The organism is Thermoleptolyngbya sichuanensis A183 (genome assembly GCF_013177315.1).
In the GTDB taxonomy this organism is placed as follows: Bacteria; Cyanobacteriota; Cyanobacteriia; order Elainellales; family Elainellaceae; genus Thermoleptolyngbya; species Thermoleptolyngbya sichuanensis.
The window spans coordinates 5213543-5232465 of sequence record NZ_CP053661.1 but is presented as its reverse complement, the minus strand read 5'-3'; the positions used below and the strand labels follow the sequence as shown (position 1 = coordinate 5232465).

The 18923-nt window shown below is 56.9% G+C and carries 15 protein-coding genes and 1 pseudogene; 10 read left to right on the top strand and 6 right to left on the bottom strand.

Annotation, left to right across the window (positions count from 1 at the left end):
* Nucleotides 1–71 precede the first annotated feature (71 nt).
* From HPC62_RS21715 to rpmI, 4 genes are all read right to left on the bottom strand, one after another.
* Nucleotides 72–710, bottom strand: a complete 639-nt coding sequence (locus HPC62_RS21715; protein WP_172358487.1) for a D-glycero-alpha-D-manno-heptose-1,7-bisphosphate 7-phosphatase — start codon at nucleotides 708–710, stop codon at nucleotides 72–74.
* Between the two features lie 32 nt (nucleotides 711–742).
* Nucleotides 743–1459 (bottom strand): transporter substrate-binding domain-containing protein, encoded by a 717-nt coding sequence (locus tag HPC62_RS21710; RefSeq protein WP_225910585.1) that lies wholly within the window; start codon nucleotides 1457–1459, stop codon nucleotides 743–745.
* Nucleotides 1460–1527: 68 nt separating this feature from the next.
* A complete protein-coding gene (gene rplT / locus HPC62_RS21705; RefSeq protein ID WP_068510159.1) occupies nucleotides 1528–1884 on the bottom strand; it encodes a 50S ribosomal protein L20 in 357 nt (118 codons plus the stop codon).
* A gap of 203 nt (nucleotides 1885–2087) precedes the next feature.
* Nucleotides 2088–2285 (bottom strand): 50S ribosomal protein L35, encoded by a 198-nt coding sequence (rpmI, locus tag HPC62_RS21700; RefSeq protein WP_172358485.1) that lies wholly within the window; start codon nucleotides 2283–2285, stop codon nucleotides 2088–2090.
* Between the two features lie 305 nt (nucleotides 2286–2590).
* On the opposite strand from rpmI, the gene HPC62_RS21695 reads away from it, so the two are divergent.
* From HPC62_RS21695 to HPC62_RS21675, 5 genes and pseudogenes are all read left to right on the top strand, one after another.
* Nucleotides 2591–3487: an ABC transporter permease gene (locus tag HPC62_RS21695; protein WP_172358484.1), complete on the top strand. Its 897-nt coding sequence runs from the start codon at nucleotides 2591–2593 to the stop codon at nucleotides 3485–3487.
* 209 nt (nucleotides 3488–3696) lie between these two features.
* Entirely contained in the window at nucleotides 3697–4080 is a 384-nt protein-coding gene (locus HPC62_RS21690; protein ID WP_172358483.1) for a hypothetical protein, read from the top strand.
* Between the two features lie 266 nt (nucleotides 4081–4346).
* The gene (locus HPC62_RS21685; protein WP_172358482.1) at nucleotides 4347–5882 is read left to right on the top strand and encodes a cellulase family glycosylhydrolase; all 1536 of its coding nucleotides are present in this window, start codon (nucleotides 4347–4349) and stop codon (nucleotides 5880–5882) included.
* A complete protein-coding gene (locus HPC62_RS21680; RefSeq protein WP_172358481.1) occupies nucleotides 5879–6694 on the top strand; it encodes an MOSC domain-containing protein in 816 nt (271 codons plus the stop codon). The genes HPC62_RS21685 and HPC62_RS21680 overlap by 4 nt, the downstream gene beginning before the upstream one ends.
* A gap of 832 nt (nucleotides 6695–7526) precedes the next feature.
* Nucleotides 7527–9779, top strand: a pseudogene (locus HPC62_RS21675) (ATP-binding protein); the annotation flags it as partial.
* A 207-nt stretch (nucleotides 9780–9986) separates the two neighbouring features.
* Here HPC62_RS21675 and thiD read toward each other — a convergent pair.
* Entirely contained in the window at nucleotides 9987–10814 is an 828-nt protein-coding gene (thiD, locus tag HPC62_RS21670) for a bifunctional hydroxymethylpyrimidine kinase/phosphomethylpyrimidine kinase (protein ID WP_172358479.1), read from the bottom strand.
* A 358-nt stretch (nucleotides 10815–11172) separates the two neighbouring features.
* Between thiD and HPC62_RS21665 the strand changes: the two genes are divergently transcribed.
* The 4 genes from HPC62_RS21665 to HPC62_RS21650 all read left to right on the top strand — a co-directional run bounded on the left by HPC62_RS21665 (nucleotide 11173) and on the right by HPC62_RS21650 (nucleotide 15968).
* Nucleotides 11173–11550 carry a Pepco domain-containing protein gene (locus HPC62_RS21665; protein WP_172358478.1) on the top strand — a complete coding sequence of 126 codons (378 nt, stop codon included), beginning with the start codon at nucleotides 11173–11175 and terminating at the stop codon, nucleotides 11548–11550.
* A 390-nt stretch (nucleotides 11551–11940) separates the two neighbouring features.
* The gene (locus HPC62_RS21660; protein WP_172358477.1) at nucleotides 11941–14202 is read left to right on the top strand and encodes a PBP1A family penicillin-binding protein; all 2262 of its coding nucleotides are present in this window, start codon (nucleotides 11941–11943) and stop codon (nucleotides 14200–14202) included.
* 73 nt (nucleotides 14203–14275) lie between these two features.
* Nucleotides 14276–15241 carry a TIGR04168 family protein gene (locus tag HPC62_RS21655; protein ID WP_172358476.1) on the top strand — a complete coding sequence of 322 codons (966 nt, stop codon included), beginning with the start codon at nucleotides 14276–14278 and terminating at the stop codon, nucleotides 15239–15241.
* 85 nt (nucleotides 15242–15326) lie between these two features.
* Complete coding sequence (locus tag HPC62_RS21650) at nucleotides 15327–15968, top strand: hypothetical protein (RefSeq protein WP_172358475.1); 642 nt, start codon at nucleotides 15327–15329, stop codon at nucleotides 15966–15968.
* A gap of 33 nt (nucleotides 15969–16001) precedes the next feature.
* On the opposite strand, the gene HPC62_RS21645 is transcribed toward HPC62_RS21650, so the two are convergent.
* The gene (locus HPC62_RS21645; protein WP_172358474.1) at nucleotides 16002–16802 is read right to left on the bottom strand and encodes a creatininase family protein; all 801 of its coding nucleotides are present in this window, start codon (nucleotides 16800–16802) and stop codon (nucleotides 16002–16004) included.
* 432 nt (nucleotides 16803–17234) lie between these two features.
* On the opposite strand from HPC62_RS21645, the gene HPC62_RS21640 reads away from it, so the two are divergent.
* Nucleotides 17235–18914: a sensor histidine kinase gene (locus HPC62_RS21640; RefSeq protein ID WP_172358473.1), complete on the top strand. Its 1680-nt coding sequence runs from the start codon at nucleotides 17235–17237 to the stop codon at nucleotides 18912–18914.
* Nucleotides 18915–18923 lie beyond the last annotated feature (9 nt).

Below are 18923 nucleotides of genomic sequence, written 5' to 3'. Positions count from 1 at the left end.
TGGATTTTAGATTGGTGATTTTAGATTGCCAGTCTAAAACTAGTCGCAAACATCCAGTCGCAAAGTTAGTGCTAGGCGGCGCAGATCCACTCGACGGCGGCGGCCAGGTTTTCGGCCACATAGTCGGGTTGGGTCTGGTGCTGGTAGGCTCCGGCCAGGACGCGATCGCCATAGCCCGTTTGCACCAGAATGCCTTTGCACCCGGCATTGTGGGCCAGATCTACGTCCGTCGCCTTGTCGCCCACCATGAAGCTGCGGCGAATGTCCAGATGATGCTCCCAGGCGGCGGCGACGAGCATTCCGGTATTGGGCTTGCGCCAGGTTGTCCAGCGGGAAAATTCGGCAACCGTGCCGCCTTCGGGCGGGCTGAGGTCAGGGCAATAGTAAATTGCGTCGAGCCATGCGCCCGCCTCTTCGTGTAGTAGGCGACAGAGGCGTTCGTGCAAGTTATCAACGTGCGATCGGGGATAGTAGCCCCGCGCCGGGCCCGACTGGTTGGACACTAGACAGCAGAACAGACCGCGATCGTTCAGCCGCCGCACTGCCTGCGCCACGCCGGGAATCAGGTTCAGGTTTTCCAGTTTGTAAATGTAGCCCGCTTCGATATTCAGCACGCCGTCGCGGTCGAGGAACACGGCCGGGTGACCATGTTGCAGATCGTTTTGCAGATCGCGCTGTGGGTTTTGCGGTGGATTCTGATCCAAGTTCATGGCGCTTGCTCCCCGTTGCTAAGGTTCCCATGCTACAGGCCCCAAAACCGAATGCGATCGCCCAGCCAGCCCGTTTCCCTAAGCCGCAGGACGGTCTGATTTACCCGCTGCCGCAGGCTCTGATAGCGATGTCCCCTCGGCATGGCGATCGCCAGCGGTTCCCCCGATAGCCGCTCTGGTAAGACCTGGTAATTGGGGTTGCCCTGGGCCCAGCCAATCAGAACGCTGGCATCGGCGGCAAAGGCAGCGACCTGGCCTGCTTCCATGAGCGTCAGCGCCTCTTGATAGGAACTTACGCCGACCAACTGTGCCTGGGGCAAGCGCGATCGCACGACGGCAATCGTGCTGGAATGGGCAAGAACGGCGATCGCCCGACGGCGCAGGTGGGCCATGCGCTGAATCGTGCTGTCGCGGGTGATCAGCGCGGTTCCATCCAGATAATAGATCTCGCTGAAGTCCACCAGCCGTGCCCGCGAGGCCGTCAGCGTCATGCGGGCGATGACCAGATCCACGTCATCTGCCAGCAGCGCCGCCACTCGCTCTTGATTTGCCACAGGGCGCAGTTCCACCGCGTCGGGACGGCCCAGCAACTCCGTTGCAAGCTGTCGCGCTAGGTCAATTTCCAGCCCTTGCAGCGTGCCTGACGGGTCCTGAAAGCCCAGCGGCGGCAGGTTGTCCTTCACCGCCACAATTAAGTAGCCGCGCCGCCGAATCGTGTCCAGATCCGCCCCATGAGCGAACGGGGGCACAGCACACTGCACCCCCGCCCAAATTCCTAAGATCAAACTCGCAACTCGCAGCTTGATCAAGCGCTTACCTAACCCTTTGCTTTGCTTGCCACTTCGATGACCTTGCCAAAGCCCGCCGGATCGAGAATCGCCATCTGCGCCAGCATCTTGCGGTTGATTTCGATGTTGGCTTTGTGCAGGCTGCCGATGAGCTGGCTATAGCTCATGCCGTGCTGACGGGCGGCGGCGTTGATGCGGGTGATCCAGAGGCGGCGAAAATCGCGCTTCCGCTTGCGGCGATCGCGGTAGGCGTTCCGCAGTGCCTTCATCACCTGTTGGTTTGCAGTGCGAAACAGGGTGGAGTGTGACCCCCGAAAGCCCTTCGCCAGCTTCAAAATCTTCTTCCGGCGCTTCCGCGCCACGTTTCCGCGCTTTACACGAGTCATAATTCAGTCCCTACACTTGGTTAAAAGTTGAGTCGGTCATTGGGCAGCCGCAGGCGGTAGGTGATTCCAGGCCATGCGCCCAACCCTTTGAAAAGAAGCCCAGGTGAAAAGAAGCCCAAGAATAGTGAGTCTCAGGAGATTTGCAAAGTTGGGCGATCGCCCAATTTACCCTCCATCCTTTCTATTCCCTGGCGTTCCATTCCTTAGAGATAAGGCAGCATCAGTTCCACATTTTCTGCGTCGCGCTCATGCACGTCGGCCTTTTGACCTAGGCGGCGCTTGCGGGTTGCGGTCTTGTGCTGCAACAGGTGATTGCGATAGGCCTTGCGGCGGCGGATCTTGCCGCTGCCAGTGCGCTCAAAGCGCTTAGCAGCCGCTTTCCGAGTTTTTAGCTTGGGCATGGTCGTCCTGCCATAAATTTCACACAGTCTACAATTCTACACGGCGAAGCCACCCACTCGCAATTTTTGAGCGTGTTTCGATCCAAAACACATTGCTTCAAGCATTGCGCTTCAAGCATCGTCTACGATCCTGCAATGGTTCAAACGCCGCAAAGTCTCGTTTCCCAGAACCGAAATTCCGCGATACGCTACGCTATTTACTAGGACTTACACTAGGACATCTAAGTTTAAAGTCTAAATAAGGGTGTCATACGGCAGTTCGTAGCTTCATACCCAACTCTTCCAGTCGCGATTGTGTGAATCCCATGAGCCAGACTGTTACCCCGCCCCAGCCCAATCTGGAGAGGTTGCGCCCGAATGGAGGCGCAGCGGCGATCGCCCCTGCCTCTTCCCCGCTCAGCGACTTTCTTCAAGAAACGACCGCGTTGACCAAGCGGCTGTTTATCCAGCTCCAGCGCCGCCCCACAACGCTAATCGCCGGATTGATTCAGCCCGTCATGTGGCTGGTGCTATTTGGGGCGCTGTTTCAAAACGTGCCGCCGGGTCTGTTTGGCGGCAGCGCAAACTATGGGCAGTTCCTTGGTGCAGGCGTAATGGTGTTTACTGCCTTTGGGGGAGCGCTGAATGCGGGCTTGCCCGTCATGTTCGACCGGGAGTTTGGCTTTCTGAATCGGCTGCTGGTGGCTCCGTTGGTGTCGCGGTTTTCCATTGTGGCGGCCTCCGCCATCTTCATCACCACGCTGAGCGTACTGCAAACGGCAGTCATTATCGCCATGAGTGCGTTTCTGGGCGCGGGTTTCCCTGGTGTGGGCGGGCTGGCGCTGGTGGCGGCGATTATCCTGCTGCTGGTGGTGGCGGTGACGGCAATTAGCCTGGGGTTGGCCTTTGCGCTACCGGGGCATATTGAACTAATTGCTGTAATCTTTGTAACCAATCTGCCGCTGCTGTTTGCCAGCACGGCCCTCGCGCCGCTCAGCTTTATGCCGCGCTGGTTGCAGTGGGTGGCTTCGCTAAACCCGCTGAGCTACGCTATCGAACCCATTCGCTACGTGTATAACCACGCGGACTGGTCGCTGGGCAGCGTGGTGATGAATGCGCCGTTTGGCGATGTGACGATGGGCGGAGCGCTGCTAGTGCTGGCGGGCTTTGGCGTGGTGGCGTTGCTGGGCGTGCGATCGCTCCTCAGCCGCAGCTTTGCCTGAGCAGGATGAGGTTCAGCGATACTGTTGATCCTGGTTACGTTAATTCCGGTTAGGGTTTGTTATGATGCCAGGGAGCATTTTCGCCAGGTGTTGCGTCTGAAGTATTCAGTTCTTGAAGGTTTGGTTCTAGAGACGCATCCGAAACCATTGAAAGAAACCATCGAACGAAGACCTATCACCCGCAGGTGTGAAATCTGGAGTAGCAAGTCATGAATTCATTCGTCACCCGCTTAATCTGGCAAGCCGCCTTGGGAACCGCTAGCGCAGCCGTTGTGGTGGCACTGGGCACGAGTCTTGCGTCTGCTCAATCCACTGCTGGCGATCTTGTCACGCCGTCGCAGACTGAAAGCCGAGATCTCTTTTCAGATCGCAACGACAATCCGATGAGCGGTATTCACGACCTGATTCATCAGCTTAACTACGGCTCGATTCGCTCTCCAGAGGAGTTTCGTCGTCAGCAGCAGCAAAATATCAACTCCGCCGCTGAGCAATTTCGGGCACGCCAGCGAGCTATTTTAGAACAGCAGCAGCAACAAGCCCAGCCAGACGCTTTGCCTCCTGCGCCCGCTGCCGCCGAAACGCCAGTTCCTTAGCTGCGGCGTGTGCCCTGGCTGAGCATCTCATTCGCTAGTTTCCCAACTCCAGTCACAGAAGCTTCATAGCAGGTCAATCGCGTGTGAAAGTTCTGTAGGGGCGAGTCCGACAGGCTTTTGGGCGAAAAGAAAACTGAGAACATGAAACTATCCTGACGCACAGACATAGCTTTGATACAGCCGTGTGTGGGTAATTTGCGTATTCTCTGGCATTCCAACCTCGCCGTTTATCGCCTTCTATATGAATCCTGCTGCGGAATCCTGCTATGGCTCGCACTGACGTGCTGGCACGGGGAGTCAACCTGGCCAACTGGTTCTGGTATCCCGATCGAGCGAACCCCAATCCCTATGGCAAGCGCGACTTCGCCCTAATGAGGCGGATGGGTATCACCTACGTGCGGATTCCCATCGACTTTTCGGTGCTGTATAGCGACACCGCACCCAATCGGCTCAATCCTCAGGCTCTCATCCGGCTGAATCGGGCGATCGCCCAGGCGCAGGCGCAAAAGCTCGGCGTAGTGGTCGATTTGCACAGCACGCCGCTGATCGACGGCAGCCAGAATAATTACTCCGCCAGTTTAGAAAATCCGCAATTTCGGCGGATGTTTACGGCATTTTGGCGATCGCTCGCCGCCCATCTACACAAGACGACGAATCCTGACCTGACGTTCATCCAGCCGATGAACGAACCCGTCTTTCGCAGCGATCCCAAAGCCTGGGAGCTGATTCAGCAGGCCCTCTTTCGCAGCATCCGCGAGGTCGCCCCCCAGCACACGCTGATTGCCGTCAGCGCCTTCTGGCAAAATATCTCGACGCTGGTGCAGTTGCAGCCGCTGCCCGACCCAAACGTCATTTACGACTTCCACTTCTACGAGCCATTTATCTTCACGCATCAGGGTGCATCGTGGATTGGCGATGCCTTTGAGAGCAGACTGCGGAATGTCCCCTATCCCGCCAGCCCCAATACCGTGCAATTCCTAGCACAGCAGGTCGGCGACCCGGTAGCGCGGGCGGCGATTTTGGACTATGGGCAACAGCAGTGGGATATTCACAAACTGCGATCGCGCATTGGCGAAGCCGCGCAGTGGGCCCGGCAGAACGGCGTGACGCTGATTTGCACCGAGTTTGGCGTATACGCCGCCAACGTGTCTGCCCTGGATCGCACACGCTGGCTGCGAGACACGCGCACCGTGCTGGAGGAATTTGGCATCGGCTGGGCCTCCTGGGGCTACGTAGACAGCAACTTTGGCTTTGCGGAATGGCAGGGCAACCAGCCGATTCTCGATCGAGAAATCGTCAGAGCCTTGAGCTTGCGGCTGCCGCCTCGTCTGGCAAAAACCGACGTGCTGCTGGGCACTCGATTGGGCAACGTGCTGGTGGGCGACTTCCGCAGCAATCGACTGGACGGGCGCGGCGGCAACGATATCCTGAACGGCATAGGCGACAGCACCGGGCGCAACAGCGTAGACGTGCTGATTGGCGGAACCGGGCGCGATCGCTTTTGGCTAGGCGATGCCACGATGGCGTTTTATGACGACGGCAAGCCCGACCAGCCAGGACTGAGGGACTACGCCCTGCTCAAAGATTTCAAACCTGGCGAAGATACGATCCAACTCCACGGCAACCGTAGCCAATATCTGCTGGGCGCGTCGCCGATTCGCCGCTTTCGGGGCACGGGCATCTTTTTGGACACCAACGGCAACGGTGCGCTGGATCGCCAGGACGAGTTAATTGCTATTGTGGAGGGAACGCAACGGCTCAATTTGGGAGCCAGCTACTTCAGCTACACCGGAACAGGATGACGACAGTTCCCCACGTTTCGCAAATTTTCATCTATCCGATTAAGTCCCTGGATGGCGTGGGCATTCAGTCTGCGGAGGTGCTGAGGAGTGGCGCGTTGAAGGGCGATCGCCAGTTTGCCCTGTTCGACCAAGCAGGGCAGTTTGTGAACGGCAAGCGACACGCAAAAATACACGCTCTCCGGGCCGAGTTTGACCTTGCTGCGAACACGGTTTCGTTCCGAAACTCGGATACAGCATTGAACGGAAATATCTCGTCCAGCACCTTCCCGCTTGAACCAGAGCAGAAAGATCTAGAAGCATGGCTGAGTGAATACTTTGGCTTTCCGGTTTACCTCCGCCAAAACCTGGAGATGGGTTTTCCAGACGATACGCAGTCGCCGGGCCCAACGATTGTGAGTCTGGCCACGCTGGAGGCGATCGCCACTTGGTATCCCGCCTTAACCCCCGCCCTAACCGTAGAGGAAGTTCGCGCCCGCTTCCGCACCAATCTTGAAATTGCAGGTGTGCCCGCCTTTTGGGAAGATCGGCTCTTTGCCCAGGCCGATCAGGCTGTCGCGTTTCAGATTGGCAGCATCCGGCTGCTGGGGGTAAACCCGTGCCAGCGCTGCGTAGTGCCCACGCGCAACTCCAAAACAGGCATTGCCGATCCCGGCTTTCAAAAAATCTTTGTGGCAAAGCGGCAAGAAACGCTGCCAGCCTGGGCCGAGCGATCGCGCTTCAACCATTTCTATCGGCTGACTGTCAACACCCGACTTGCGGAGCCTCACACCGGGGGCGCTGTCTTCACTGGAGATCTGGTTTCACTCGGATAGTGACCTGCATCAGTGACCCGCATCAATGGCTGCTTGCCCTGCGCTAGCGGCTATTTTCCAAAGTTCTGCATCAGACAAGGTACTGCATCATCCATGTCAACTGCATCATCAGTATCAGAAGATAGTCTCTAGATGATCGAGGGCATCCTAGTTGAGGTATGTCCAGCGATGTTTCTGTAGTCAGTCTGTAATTAAGGCATGGCAAAAAGAAAGGTGTAATGAGTTGAGGTGTAATGCTTGACTGATTGATCACATCTGAGATTTCCTCTGAACTTCCCTACCCCAAGCTCTATCCCGGTTCCTCTGCTCCCGTCCTACTACGACGGGGGCGGGGCGAGGGACTTTGTACCCCGGCTCTCAGTCTAGAGTTCTTTTCCCCTGCTGGGAGAAGAAACTTAGGGATAAAGGAAAAAGACTAGTCAATCAGCCAAGCATGTTGAAGAAAGTATATGTTGCACACATTCCGAGCGTGTTTGGCACTGCTCACGAGCGAGAATGAGCAAATGTTGCTAAATCAAATGCTGAATCTAGGTTTCCGCTCTGCCCAGTCTCATCACTGCGCTTGATTACTAAACGTGGAATCTCGTACAGCATTTTCTTGCAAGGCGAGGCATGTGCTAGCTCGAAAAGACAAGGGCTTTTTGTCCCATCTCATCCCTCCTCACTAGCTTCAAAAAATGCGGTATCCAGGCTAAACCCTTACAGCAACTTCAAAAGAATTTTGGCAAGATTTTGGCAGAAACTTTGGCGCTCACTGGCGCTCACTGGCGCTCACTGGCGCTCAATGAAATCTCACATCTAGGCTAAACCCTCACAGCATCAAACCTCCACTATGCCCACACGCTTGTCAAAGTTCTCGATTGCTGGCCAAGGCCGCCGTCAAGGGATTCCCCTAAAGCTCGTGCTAGTCTTGCCCTTTGTGCTGCAAACTTGTGGCGCTGCTGTGCTCATCGGCTACATTGCGCTTAGAAATGAGCAACAGACGGTCAGCAACTTGGTAGCGCAGGTTGCAAACCAAGTTAGTCAGAATGTCGATGCTCAGCTCAGCAGGTACCTCTCTACACCGATGCGGTTGATGCAGATTAACGCACGGGCGATCGCCAACGGTGAGGTTCGGCTAGACGACCCTGCTGCTAGCGGGCGCTACTTTTGGCGACAGGCAAAGACGTTTCCCTCGATTCTCTACACCGGTTTTGCCCGTCTCGATGGTAGCGAGATTGGCGTGAGGCGCTCTGGGCAGGCATTGCTGCTCTATGAAAACAGCCCCCAAGGAACCGCGGCTTTCTACACAGTAGATCTTCAGGGCAACCGCGCTATGCAATTGCAGCAGATGCAATTTAACCCGTTACGCAAGTCTTGGTATTTAGAGGCGATCGCTGCCGGAAAGCCCGTCTGGAGCGGCATCGATTATGCAGACGATCATCCCCTCCCTCTGGACGCTACCGCCGACCAATCTCTTGACGATGAAGCTAACCAAGCCTTTGATCAAAGGGTCAGTTCTCAAGCTCATGAGAAAAACCATTATCCTGCTATGAGTTTAAGCGCGCCTGTATATGATGACAGCCGCAACTTGCTGGGAGTCGCTCACATCGATCTAGACTTAGCGGGAATCAGCGAATTCCTTGGAAGCATCAAGGCCAGTCCATCGGGCCAAATCTTCGTCGTAGAGCGAAACGGTCTGCTAATTGGAAGTTCTAGCCAGGCTCCCATCTTATTAACTAACGGTAGTCAGCCACCACGGCGCATCAATAGCCTAAGCAGTCCAGATCCGAAGATTCGGGCAGTGAGCCAGGCCATCCAGTCACAGCTTGGCAATCTATATGCCATCCGTTCAGCAACTCAAATTGAAGTTGTTGACAACCAGCGCCAGTTTGTCTACGTCAGACCCTGGAGCAATGCCCACGGGCTAGATTGGCTGATGGTGATCGTCCTGCCAAAGTCTGACTTTATGGCAGAAATCAATGCCGAAACTCAACGCAACATTTTTATATGCACCGTTGTACTGTTCATTTCATTGATAATGGGGCTATTAACTTCTCGCTGGATTGCTCGCCCTATTGACTGCCTCAGTCAGGCTAGCCAGCGCATGGCGAGAGGCGATCTCTCCCACCAAGTCGATGCCACCAGCTCGATTTCGATTCAAGAGTTCACCGCGCTGGGTGAGTCGTTTAACTACATGACCAAGCAGATTGCTTCTCTAGTTGGTCATTTAGAACATGCTAATGCGGAACTAGAGTGCATTAACGCTGATCTTGAAAATCGGGTAGAAGAGCGCACCGCAGCGCTTCAGCAAACGCTGGCCGAACTGGAGCAAACCCAGGCACAGGTGGTGCAAAGCGAAAAGATGTCTAGCCTAGGGCAGTTGGTGGCTGGCGTGGCCCATGAGATCAATAATCCGGTGAATTTTATCCACGGCAACCTGTCGCCGCTCAAAGAATCGGTTAGCGACCTGCTGAACCTAGTTCAGCTTTACCAGCGTCACTACCCCACGCCACCCCGCGAAATTCAAGAAACCTCCGACGCAATCGACCTAGAATTTTTGCAGCAGGATTTGCCCAACCTGCTGGTCTCTTTGCGGGTTGGGACAGACCGGATTCGGCAGATTGTCCTGTCTTTGCGGAATTTTGCCCGCATGGACGAAGCAGAGTTCAAAACGGTGGATATCCATGAGGGCATTGACAGCACGCTGTTGATTTTGGAGCATCGCCTCAAGGCAAAGGGAAATCGACCCGCCATCCAGGTGATCAAGCATTATGCCGACTTGCCAGATGTGGAATGCTATCCAGGTTCCTTGAATCAGGTCTTAATGAATATTTTGGCGAACGCCATTGATGCTCTAGAAGCCAAGGATGCAGACCGGACAAAGGAAGAAATACAGCAAGATCCTAGCCGTATTGAGGTTTCTACGGCGCTGGTCGATGCTGACTGGGTGGAAATTGCGATCGCCGATAATGGCGACGGCATTCCTCAGGAGGTTCAGCGCCAGATTTTTGATCCGTTTTTTACGACCAAGCCTGTGGGCAAAGGAACTGGGATGGGCCTATCGATTAGCTATCAGATCATTACCGGAAAGCACCGGGGCGCACTGGAATGCTTCTCGACTCCGGGGGAAGGCACTCGCTTTGTGATTCGCATTCCCCGTTCTCAGCAAAGCCCTGAACCGAACGGCTCAGCAGGGATGCTGCAAGCCGAGCCAGTGGCAGGATAGGGAAGAATGGCGGCTGCTCAATAATGCTTGCGCCTGCATGATTTCCTGCGTCTATAGGATGAATTCCTGGGTCTATATGCCAAATTACCTACCCGACGACAACAGGGAGTAAAAATGCCCGACAGGCCCCTGCCCGTGCCCGATGCGGAGGGAGTGCTGGAGCGCATGGGTGACATAATCCTTTGCGTGCTGCACAGCAGAAAACAGGTCACGACCGAGGGCAAGATTTGCGGCGATCGCCGCCGATAGGGTGCAGCCTGTACCGTGGGTGTCGGTGGTGTGGACGGTCTGGGTTTGCAGCACCGCCAACTGCGTCCCGTCGGCAAACACATCCACACCGCGCAACTCGCCCGTCATGCCGCCGCCCTTGACCAGCACTGCACCGGGCTGGTGCGTTTGCAAGATGCGCTCGGCGGCCTGCTTCATATCGTCCAGCGTGTGAATTTCCAGGTCGGCCAGAATTTGCGCTTCGTAGCGGTTGGGCGTGGTCAGGCGGGCTTTGGGCAAGAGGTCGGTGCAAAGAAGGGCGATCGCCTCGTCGGCAATCAACTGCGCCCCCGTGCGAGACACCATCACCGGATCGACCACCAGATTCGGCAATGGCAACTCTTCGGCTTGCTGCGCTACGGCGGCAATGATCTCGCGGTTCAGCAGCATCCCCGTTTTCACAGCCTGTACACCAATATCCCCCGCTACTGCGGCAATTTGGGCGACCACAGCCTCCGGAGGCAGCGCGTCCACCCGCGTCACGCCCTGCGTATTTTGGGCCGTGATGCAGGTCAAGGCGCTGGTGCCGTGGACTTGGTGGAACGCGAAGGTTCGTAAATCAGCCTGAATTCCTGCGCCGCCCCCGCTGTCTGAGCCAGCAATCGTCAGGGCAATGGGGATGGAGAGATCGGGGACTGTAGACATTCGAGACGTAAGTCGAAGACGATTGGGAGGAACTGTAGGAGCAAATTGCTGGGGCAGCCTCTGTTACCTCACTGCCCCGCGACTTTCTCGCCTCATCCCATCATCTCATTCTCTCCCGCACCCTGCGATAGATCAGTATCGAACCAACACCTGCGCTGCTGCCTGGTTTACACAGCAGATTGCAAATTTATCGACCCAGCCGCCTGCTCAAGATCCCTCATAAAAAGATCCCTCATAAAATGGGGGAAATCGAGTGTTAAGCCCTATGCCTGCGGACTTTACTGATCCTTCTGCTCACCGCGCCTCAGACCGTTCCCCCTCAGACCGATCCCCTTCAGACGCTTCTCTAGACAGCGCCATGCCGCTCCACGCCGACCCCGATGTCATCTGGGTGGTCACAGAAGCGCCTGCCTCGCCTAATATCCAAACCGACGGGCAGCGCGGCGGCTGGGGCAACAATCCCTTTGGCGAACCTGGTTTTGCAGGACGCACTCAGCGCACGCCCGTTTCCACAGACGCGCTGGAGCAAAATATGTCGAGCTTCTTGTCGCGTATGGGGCGCGTGCTGAGTCGGGCCCGCCAGAGCGCAACAGAGGTGGCAGGCATGGAGCTAGAGGAAATTGTGCTGTCGGTGGAGGTGAGTGGCGAGGGCCAGGTGAACCTGCTGGGCACGGGTGGACGGCTGGGTACTAGCGGCGGCATCACGCTGACCTTTCGAGCAAAGCTCTCTGCCTGAGATTTGCCGGACTTGGCTGAACGGGTCGGGTTTGGATTGGGCGGACGAAGGGCGATTGCCCCAATCATCCCGCTAAACTGCACGCCAATCAAAACTGCGGCCAAAAATTTCTGGAATCTCTAAGATTCGCTATGTTATCTACAAGGGATCTTGCGACCAGTTTGAAGCCCGGAAGCAGCCATCAGAGATCAAAAAAGTAGGGCTATGGGGCTATTTGGGGCTGATTTGCGGCTTCATCGGCGGGCATATCCTGAGTTTCGATTTTTGCTTTTGACTCAATTCGCCTTGGTTTTTCTCTAGTCTTTCAAGCTAGTCTTTCAAGGTTCTCCGGAGTTCGCCTTTCTCCCGCTCATCCTTTTATAACTGCGTTGCTCTGTCAGGAACGTCAACGTGACTCAATCGCCGCCGCCCACACCACCCAAGACCCTGCTCACGACGATTACGCGGGCAGTGCAGCAAGCTAGGGTGAATTTTTCTCGGCTGAAGCTGAAGCCCAATGCGCGAGTGCCGGAACTGTGGGTGCAAGACCCAGAGAGCGGCAGCCCTAATCCTGAGACCTATCCTCTGCTGGGCGATCGCTACCTGCTGGGGCGCAGTTCTCGTTCTTGCGACATAGTGGTGCGAAACCCGGTCGTCAGCCAGATGCACCTGTCCCTGACCCGCGACAGCCGCCGGGGCAAATATGCCTTCGTGCTGAAGGATGAAAACTCCACCAACGGCATCTATCGGGGCAAGCGACGGCTGACGAAGATACCCCTACGGCATGGCGATGTGTTTACGCTGGGGCCGCCAGATCTAGCCGCTGCGGTGCGGATTCAGTATGTCGATCCGCCGCCTGTCTATGTCAAAGCAGCCCGCTACGGCATGTATGGCTTTACAGGGCTAACGGCGCTGACGGCGCTGTGGATTGGGCTGGAGTGGCAGAAGTTTTCGGTGCGTCCATTGCCTGCCTCGGTGCAGGGGCCGGTCATGGTGATGGCTCGCGATGGGGTAACACCGCTCACGCCGACTCGCGCCCGCGCCCACACGACGGGCGATCGCCTCTCCGATTTTTCACGCTATCTGCCCGACGCGCTCATCGCTTCCGAAGATAGCCGCTATTACTGGCATCTGGGCATCGACCCAATCGGCATCCTGCGGGCCCTGGTCACCAACATCCTCGGCGGCGGCATCCGCGAAGGCGGCAGCACCCTCACCCAGCAGCTTGCCCGCAATATCTTTCGGGATTACGTCGGCACGTCCGATTCTGCCGGACGCAAGCTGCGGGAAGCTGTCGTCGCCCTCAAGCTGGAGACGTTCTACAGCAAAGACTTTTTGATGCTGGAATATCTCAACCGGGTCTATCTGGGCAACGGCACCTACGGCTTTGAAGATGCCTCACAGTATTACTTTGGTAAGCCCGCCAAGGAACTGACGCTTTCGGAAGCGGCGACGCTGGTAGGGATCTTGCCCGCGCCAAACAGCTTTAACCCAGTGCAGGACTACGAAACGGCGGTGCAATTGCGCGATCGCGTCATCAACCGCATGGCCGCCCAAGGCAAAATCAGCCTAGAAGAGGCAGAACGGGCCCGGCGATCGCGCATCGAAATCAACCCCGAAACCCTGGAAGAACTTCGCAGCAGTATCGCCCCCTACTTTACCAGCTATGTCTTCAGCGAGCTAGAGGAACTCCTCGGCAGCCAGTTGGCCCAGGAGGGCAACTTTGTGGTCGAAAGCAGCCTCGATCCGGGCTATCAGCGCGAAGCCGAACGGCTCCTCCGCAGCACGGTCGAATCCGTTGGCGCAGGCTCCGGCTTTTCCCAGGGCGCACTGGTTACGCTGGACAGCCGCACGGGCGAAGTGCTGGCGCTGGTGGGCGGTGTAGACTTTCAAGAGAGCCAGTTCAACCGAGCCACCCAGGCGCTACGACAGCCAGGGTCTACCTTCAAAGCCTTCGCCTATACCGCCGCCCTGGAGCAAGGCATTTCGCCCTACACCGCCTTTTCTTGCGAACCGATGACCTGGCAGGGGCAATCCTTTCGCGGCTGCGAACGCACCAGCAGCGGCAGTGCGGACATGTATACGGGCATGGCGCTGTCGGAAAATGTGATCGCGCTGCGGGTGGGGCGCGAGGCCGGACTGAATAACATCGTGGAGACGGCCCGCCGCATGGGCATCACCTCGCCGCTGAACCCTGTGCCTGGCCTGGTGCTGGGGCAGAGCGAAGTGACGCTCCTGGAGCTAACTGGGGCCTACGCTGTGCTGGCAAATCAGGGCGTTCGCAATCGCCCCCATGCGGTGCAGCGCATCCTCGACAGTAGCGATTGCACTGATCCCAACGATGTGCAAAGCTGCCGCGTGATTTACGATGCCAGCAAAACGCCCCAGACGAATACAGCCGTGCTGCCTGCCGACATTGCTCGCACCATGACCGACCTGCTGCAAGGCGTGGTGTCCAACGGCACGGGTCGTGCGGCCTATCTGGGACTGGGCGAAGCGGGGAAAACGGGCACAAACAACGACAACCGCGACCTCTGGTTTGTGGGCTATGTGCCCAGCCGCCAGATCACCACCGGAATTTGGTTTGGCAACGACGACAACTCGCCTACCGGGGGCAGCAGCGGTCAGGCCGCCCAGCTTTGGGGTGACTATATGGGGCGGATTATTCGATAGGCAGGAGTCGAGTCCGCCTGCTGGGGGCAAAAAGCTGGATATCCTGGTAATGGAGACCAGCGAGGACGCAGCTATGACAGAGGAAGGGCAGGGGAGCGCATCGGGAATGCCTGAGACGCTCACGATCGCCGTGGTGGGAGATGTGCATGACCAGTGGGACGCGCAGGACGAGCGGGCGCTGCGGCGGCTGGGGGTGGATCTGGTGCTGCTGGTGGGGGATTTTGGCAACGAGGCGGTGGGCATTGTGCGGGCGATCGCCGCGATGTCGATTCCCAAAGCCGTCATCCTCGGCAACCACGATGCCTGGTACACCGCCACCGACTGGGGCCGCAGCAAGTGCCCCTACGATCCTAAGGTAGAAGACCGCGTGCAGCAGCAGCTAGACCTGCTGGGCGAAACCCATGTGGGCTACGGCTATTTGGACTTTCCTGGGCTGGGGCTATCGGTCGTCGGCGGGCGACCCTTTAGCTGGGGCGGTTCCCAGTGGAAAAATGAAGATTTCTATGCCAGCCGCTACGGGGTTCGCAGTTTCCAGGAATCTACCGAGCGCATTGTTGCTGCGGCGCAGGCTGCGGCCCATGACACCATTCTGTTCATTGGTCACTGTGGCCCTCTGGGATTGGGCAGCGCCCCAGAAGATCCCTGCGGCAAAGACTGGAAACCCATCGGCGGCGACCACGGTGATCCGGATCTGGCAGCGGCGATCGCCCACACCCGCACCCTCGGCAAGTCCGTTCCCTTGGTCGCCTTTGGGCACATGCACCACTCCCTGCGCCACACCAAAACCCAGCTTCGCCGCCCGCTGCATGTTGACCCGGCTGGCACGGTCTACCTGAATGCCGCCTGCGTGCCCCGGATCGTGTCTACAGAAGAGGATTGCCTGCGAAACTTTTCGCTGGTTACGCTGCGGCGCGGCGAAGTCTTCCAGACCTCGCTAGTTTGGCTCAATCAGGACTGCGCGATTCATTCTAAGCAGGTGTTTTATCAGCAAAACGCCCCTGCCATTGAAGAACGAGAAGAATCGGAGGCGATCGCCTGACGGCCCAAACCCCGCTCACCTGGCCCCTCAAGAGAAAGATTTCAGCCCTGAAACTGGACTCCTGAACCCTGATTTCTAAACCTCTATGTCTCGCGCTCAGCCCATCCCCACCGACCAAATCTGGCGCTTTAGCCGCAGCGGCCTTGCCCAGGTTCAATCGATCGATCGCCAAATCGAGATACAGGTGGGCGATCGCTGGATTCAGCACCAGGCGCATCAAAATCGCTATCGCGGTCGGGTGATGGTGCGGTTTGCCAGTGCAGATGGCGCAAAAGCGGCGATCGCCCCGGCGATTGGACTGGTGCTAGAAGACGCGTTTCCGGTGCGTGGTTCAGTGCTATCGCAACTGCCAGACCCCAATCCCGACTTCGCGGGCGGCATTTTGGTGCAGCTAGAGGTGCCCGTGGTGGCCTGGGGCCAGGCGATCGCCCCCGATCATCACCTGCTCGTTACTTGGTACGTCTCCGAAGACCCCGCCTATCGCACCAATCCGCTCTACCAGATCTTTCTCCAGGCAAATCACGAAGCCACCGCCCAGAGTCAAGATCTCCTGCGCCCCCGCCCCCGTCCACCCGCCTGCGAAGGCTGCATCCACTACCACGGCTATGCCTACGAGGGCAGCACAGGCATCCACTGGCTCTGCTGCGGTCTGCATCCCAGCGGGCCAGCGGGTGGGGTGTGTGGGGATTGGTGTGGGGACAAGGGGAAAGAGGGCGTGAAGGCGTGAGATCAGTGGGAGACCGGTTGCGCTGTTGTCCCATCACGCCCGCGGCGGCTGAAACTGGTACAAATCCTCAATGACCCGTGTCCAACTTTGCACCAGAGATTCCAGGATGCGATCGCCCTTTTCCCGCGTCGCAGCGGTGGGGTCGCCGAGGGTACCGCTCTGGCTGAGGTCGCGAGTGACCCAAGAAAAGGGGAGGTCGCCCTCCATGCTCAGCAGGCTGTTTTGGGGTAAATTGGCAGGGTATTCCGGCACCGCCCGGTCAAGCTGCACCTGGTCAGGCAACAGCGACAGCAGCAGGCTGGTTTCGGCATCGCCCGCGTGAATGCCGTATTCCAACTCCTTGGGCGTGAGCAGGTCGGGCGCAACATTAGGCACCCGCCAGACAAACAGGGGAAACACCCAAAAGTCGCCATACTTCTGGTGTAGATCCCGCGCCACGATCTCGATGACCTGGGGCTGCCCGCCGTGGGCATTGACGATCGCCCATTTACGGAAGCCTGCCCGATACACACTCTCGCCGACCTCCGTCAGCACGGCAATCAGCGTTTGGGCGCTGAGGGTGATCGTGCCCGGAAAGTGCCAGTGTTCGTTAGACTTGCCATAATAGAGAGTCGGCAGTGCATAGGCTGGAATGCTGGGCGACAGTTGCGAAAGCGCCTTGCCCACAACGGCAGTGGCGATCGCTGCATCCACCACTAGCGGCAAATGCGGTCCGTGCTGCTCGATCGCCCCAATTGGCTGCAAAATCACCGCTTGCTCTGGATGGGGCATTTGCTGAATATCTGTCCAGGTGAGGTATGGGAAAAAGCGGTCTGGCGGAATGTAGCTATGCATAGGAGTCAAGTTGCAGAGTCAAGTTGCAGAATCAAGTTGCAGAATTAGGAGTCAATAGATTCCGTCTAGGATAAAAAGATACGTACTGAAGGAAAAAGCCCCAGAGAATCCACAGGTGGGCGATCGCCCATTTGCCTGAAATCAGGCAAACCCGATTGAATGGTGTAAAAGCGATTTTAGGAAAAGCGATTTCAGGATCAGTGCCGCCGATCAGAGTTGGTTTTCAGAGCCAGTTTTTTAGAGCCAGTCTTTCAAAACGCACTCTGCAACTTACGGAAGTCTCTCTGCAATCTATAAAGCCGACATCGACGGTTGATCTAAGATTGCCTTAAATTAGGTTAAGTCGGGGGCATCTTCAGTCATCTCTACACTCTCAACCCATTTGCCCTCGAGGTAAATTTGCGCCAAACGTCTCAGATGCTAGGTCGGGCGATGTCTCCGGCAGTTAAAAACTTCGTCAGACCAGTGAGCCTGCGCGTAAAGCTACTGGTGGGTTTTAGCGTGGTGTTTAGCCTGGTGTTTGCTGGAGCCTTCTACTGGTTCTATTCCTACACAACCGAAAAGGTCGTTGCTCGCCTGCGGGCCGACATGCGCTCTACGCTCATCGGGGCCCTATCGGGCGTAAACCCAGATGACTTGCTGGGCCTCTACGCCGAGGGAGAGCGCAATGCTGAGGGCTTTTCGGACGACCCCCGCTACCTAAGCCAGCTTGCCTGGTTTGAGACAGTTCAAAATATCGAGCCGAGGGTCTGGCTCTACTCTTACATTATTGGCAATGCCGACACCAATCGCCGCGTTGGCCTACCCGCCGTTGGCCCTGGCGAGAGAGAAATTATTTATCTGGTAGACCTCTGGGCGCTGAATGACCCCACCAAGGCAGCCAAGTTTCTAGAATCTGACCACGTAGGGCTACTGGCTCGGCGTATCGAGCTGCAAGGCGGCATTCAGGAAAGCGACAAAATCTACACCGACCGATGGGGCACCTGGATTTCTGCTGCTGCCCCGGTCAAGAGCCAGCAGAACGACGTGATTGTCGTTGTAGGGCTAGATATCGACGCTCAATACGTCCGGCTGCTGCAACAGGCCATTCGCAACCGCATGTTATTTGCCTTTATCATCACCTATGCAGTCTTTTTTGTGCTGATTTACATGCTGTCGGGCATATTGACTCGGCAACTGGCTAGCCTGACCCAGTCTGCCCAGCAAATTGCCAGCGGCGACTATAGCCTAGACCTGTCCTTTGCCGAAAAAAATCCTTTTCCCGATGAGATGACGACGCTGGCGGAAGTGTTCAAAAGCATGGTGAACAGCATCCGCATCCGCGAACAGATGATTCGGGAAGGCAAGCGCACCGAAGATGAAATTCGACTGGCGCTCAAAGAAGAGCGAGAGCTGAGTGAGCTAAAGTCGCGATTTGTGTCGATGGTGTCGCACGAACTGCGAACGCCCCTCACCGTCTTACGTACGTCGCTGGAACTGCTGGAACGATACGGGCATGTTGCGCCTGAGGAAAAGCGCGAGAAATATTTCCAGCGGAGCCGTGCCGCCATTACCACAATGAATCAACTGATTGAGGATGTGTTGGTTAGCGCCAAGGCGGAGGCCGGTCGGCTGGAGTTTAGCCCCAGTTGGATCGATCTGAAGTTGTTTTGTCACGATGTCGTGGAAGAGATGCGGATGAGCATTGGCGCATCCCATAAGATCGTGCTGAATTGCTACGGCTCCTGCGAACTGGTGTATCTCGATCCCAAGCTCCTCAGATCCATTCTGAGCAATTTGATCTCCAACGCGGTGAAATATTCCCTGGCGGGCGGAGTGGTGGAATTTGACCTGTCCTGTTTTGATCAGGTGGCGACGTTTGAAATTCGTGACTATGGCATTGGCATCCCAGATGAAGATCAGCCCCGCTTGTTTCGGCTGTTTCACCGGGCCAGCAATGTGAACGCCATTCGCGGCACGGGTCTGGGGCTGGCGATTGTGTATCAATGTGTGTTGCAGCACCAGGGCGAAATCTACTTTACCAGTTGCGAGGGCGTGGGCACGTCGTTTGTGGTGAAGCTGCCGTTGACGCTGGGCAGCCGCACCGAGCACCTGTCGCCGGAGTCGGTATAGCGAATGTTT

Bases quoted from the DNA above. Each gene is read 5' to 3' on its own strand.
- HPC62_RS21715 (WP_172358487.1), bottom strand. From the start codon at position 710: ATGAACTTGGATCAGAATCCACCGCAAAACCCACAGCGCGATCTGCAA.
- HPC62_RS21685 (WP_172358482.1), top strand. From the start codon at position 4,347: ATGGCTCGCACTGACGTGCTGGCACGGGGAGTCAACCTGGCCAACTGG.
- thiD (WP_172358479.1), bottom strand. From the start codon at position 10,814: ATGTCTACAGTCCCCGATCTCTCCATCCCCATTGCCCTGACGATTGCT.
- rplT (WP_068510159.1), bottom strand. From the start codon at position 1,884: ATGACTCGTGTAAAGCGCGGAAACGTGGCGCGGAAGCGCCGGAAGAAG.
- HPC62_RS21690 (WP_172358483.1), top strand. From the start codon at position 3,697: ATGAATTCATTCGTCACCCGCTTAATCTGGCAAGCCGCCTTGGGAACC.
- HPC62_RS21650 (WP_172358475.1), top strand. From the start codon at position 15,327: ATGTCTCGCGCTCAGCCCATCCCCACCGACCAAATCTGGCGCTTTAGC.
- HPC62_RS21665 (WP_172358478.1), top strand. From the start codon at position 11,173: ATGCCGCTCCACGCCGACCCCGATGTCATCTGGGTGGTCACAGAAGCG.
- HPC62_RS21655 (WP_172358476.1), top strand. From the start codon at position 14,276: ATGACAGAGGAAGGGCAGGGGAGCGCATCGGGAATGCCTGAGACGCTC.
- HPC62_RS21695 (WP_172358484.1), top strand. From the start codon at position 2,591: ATGAGCCAGACTGTTACCCCGCCCCAGCCCAATCTGGAGAGGTTGCGC.
- HPC62_RS21645 (WP_172358474.1), bottom strand. From the start codon at position 16,802: ATGCATAGCTACATTCCGCCAGACCGCTTTTTCCCATACCTCACCTGG.
- HPC62_RS21680 (WP_172358481.1), top strand. From the start codon at position 5,879: ATGACGACAGTTCCCCACGTTTCGCAAATTTTCATCTATCCGATTAAG.
- HPC62_RS21640 (WP_172358473.1), top strand. From the start codon at position 17,235: ATGTCTCCGGCAGTTAAAAACTTCGTCAGACCAGTGAGCCTGCGCGTA.
- rpmI (WP_172358485.1), bottom strand. From the start codon at position 2,285: ATGCCCAAGCTAAAAACTCGGAAAGCGGCTGCTAAGCGCTTTGAGCGC.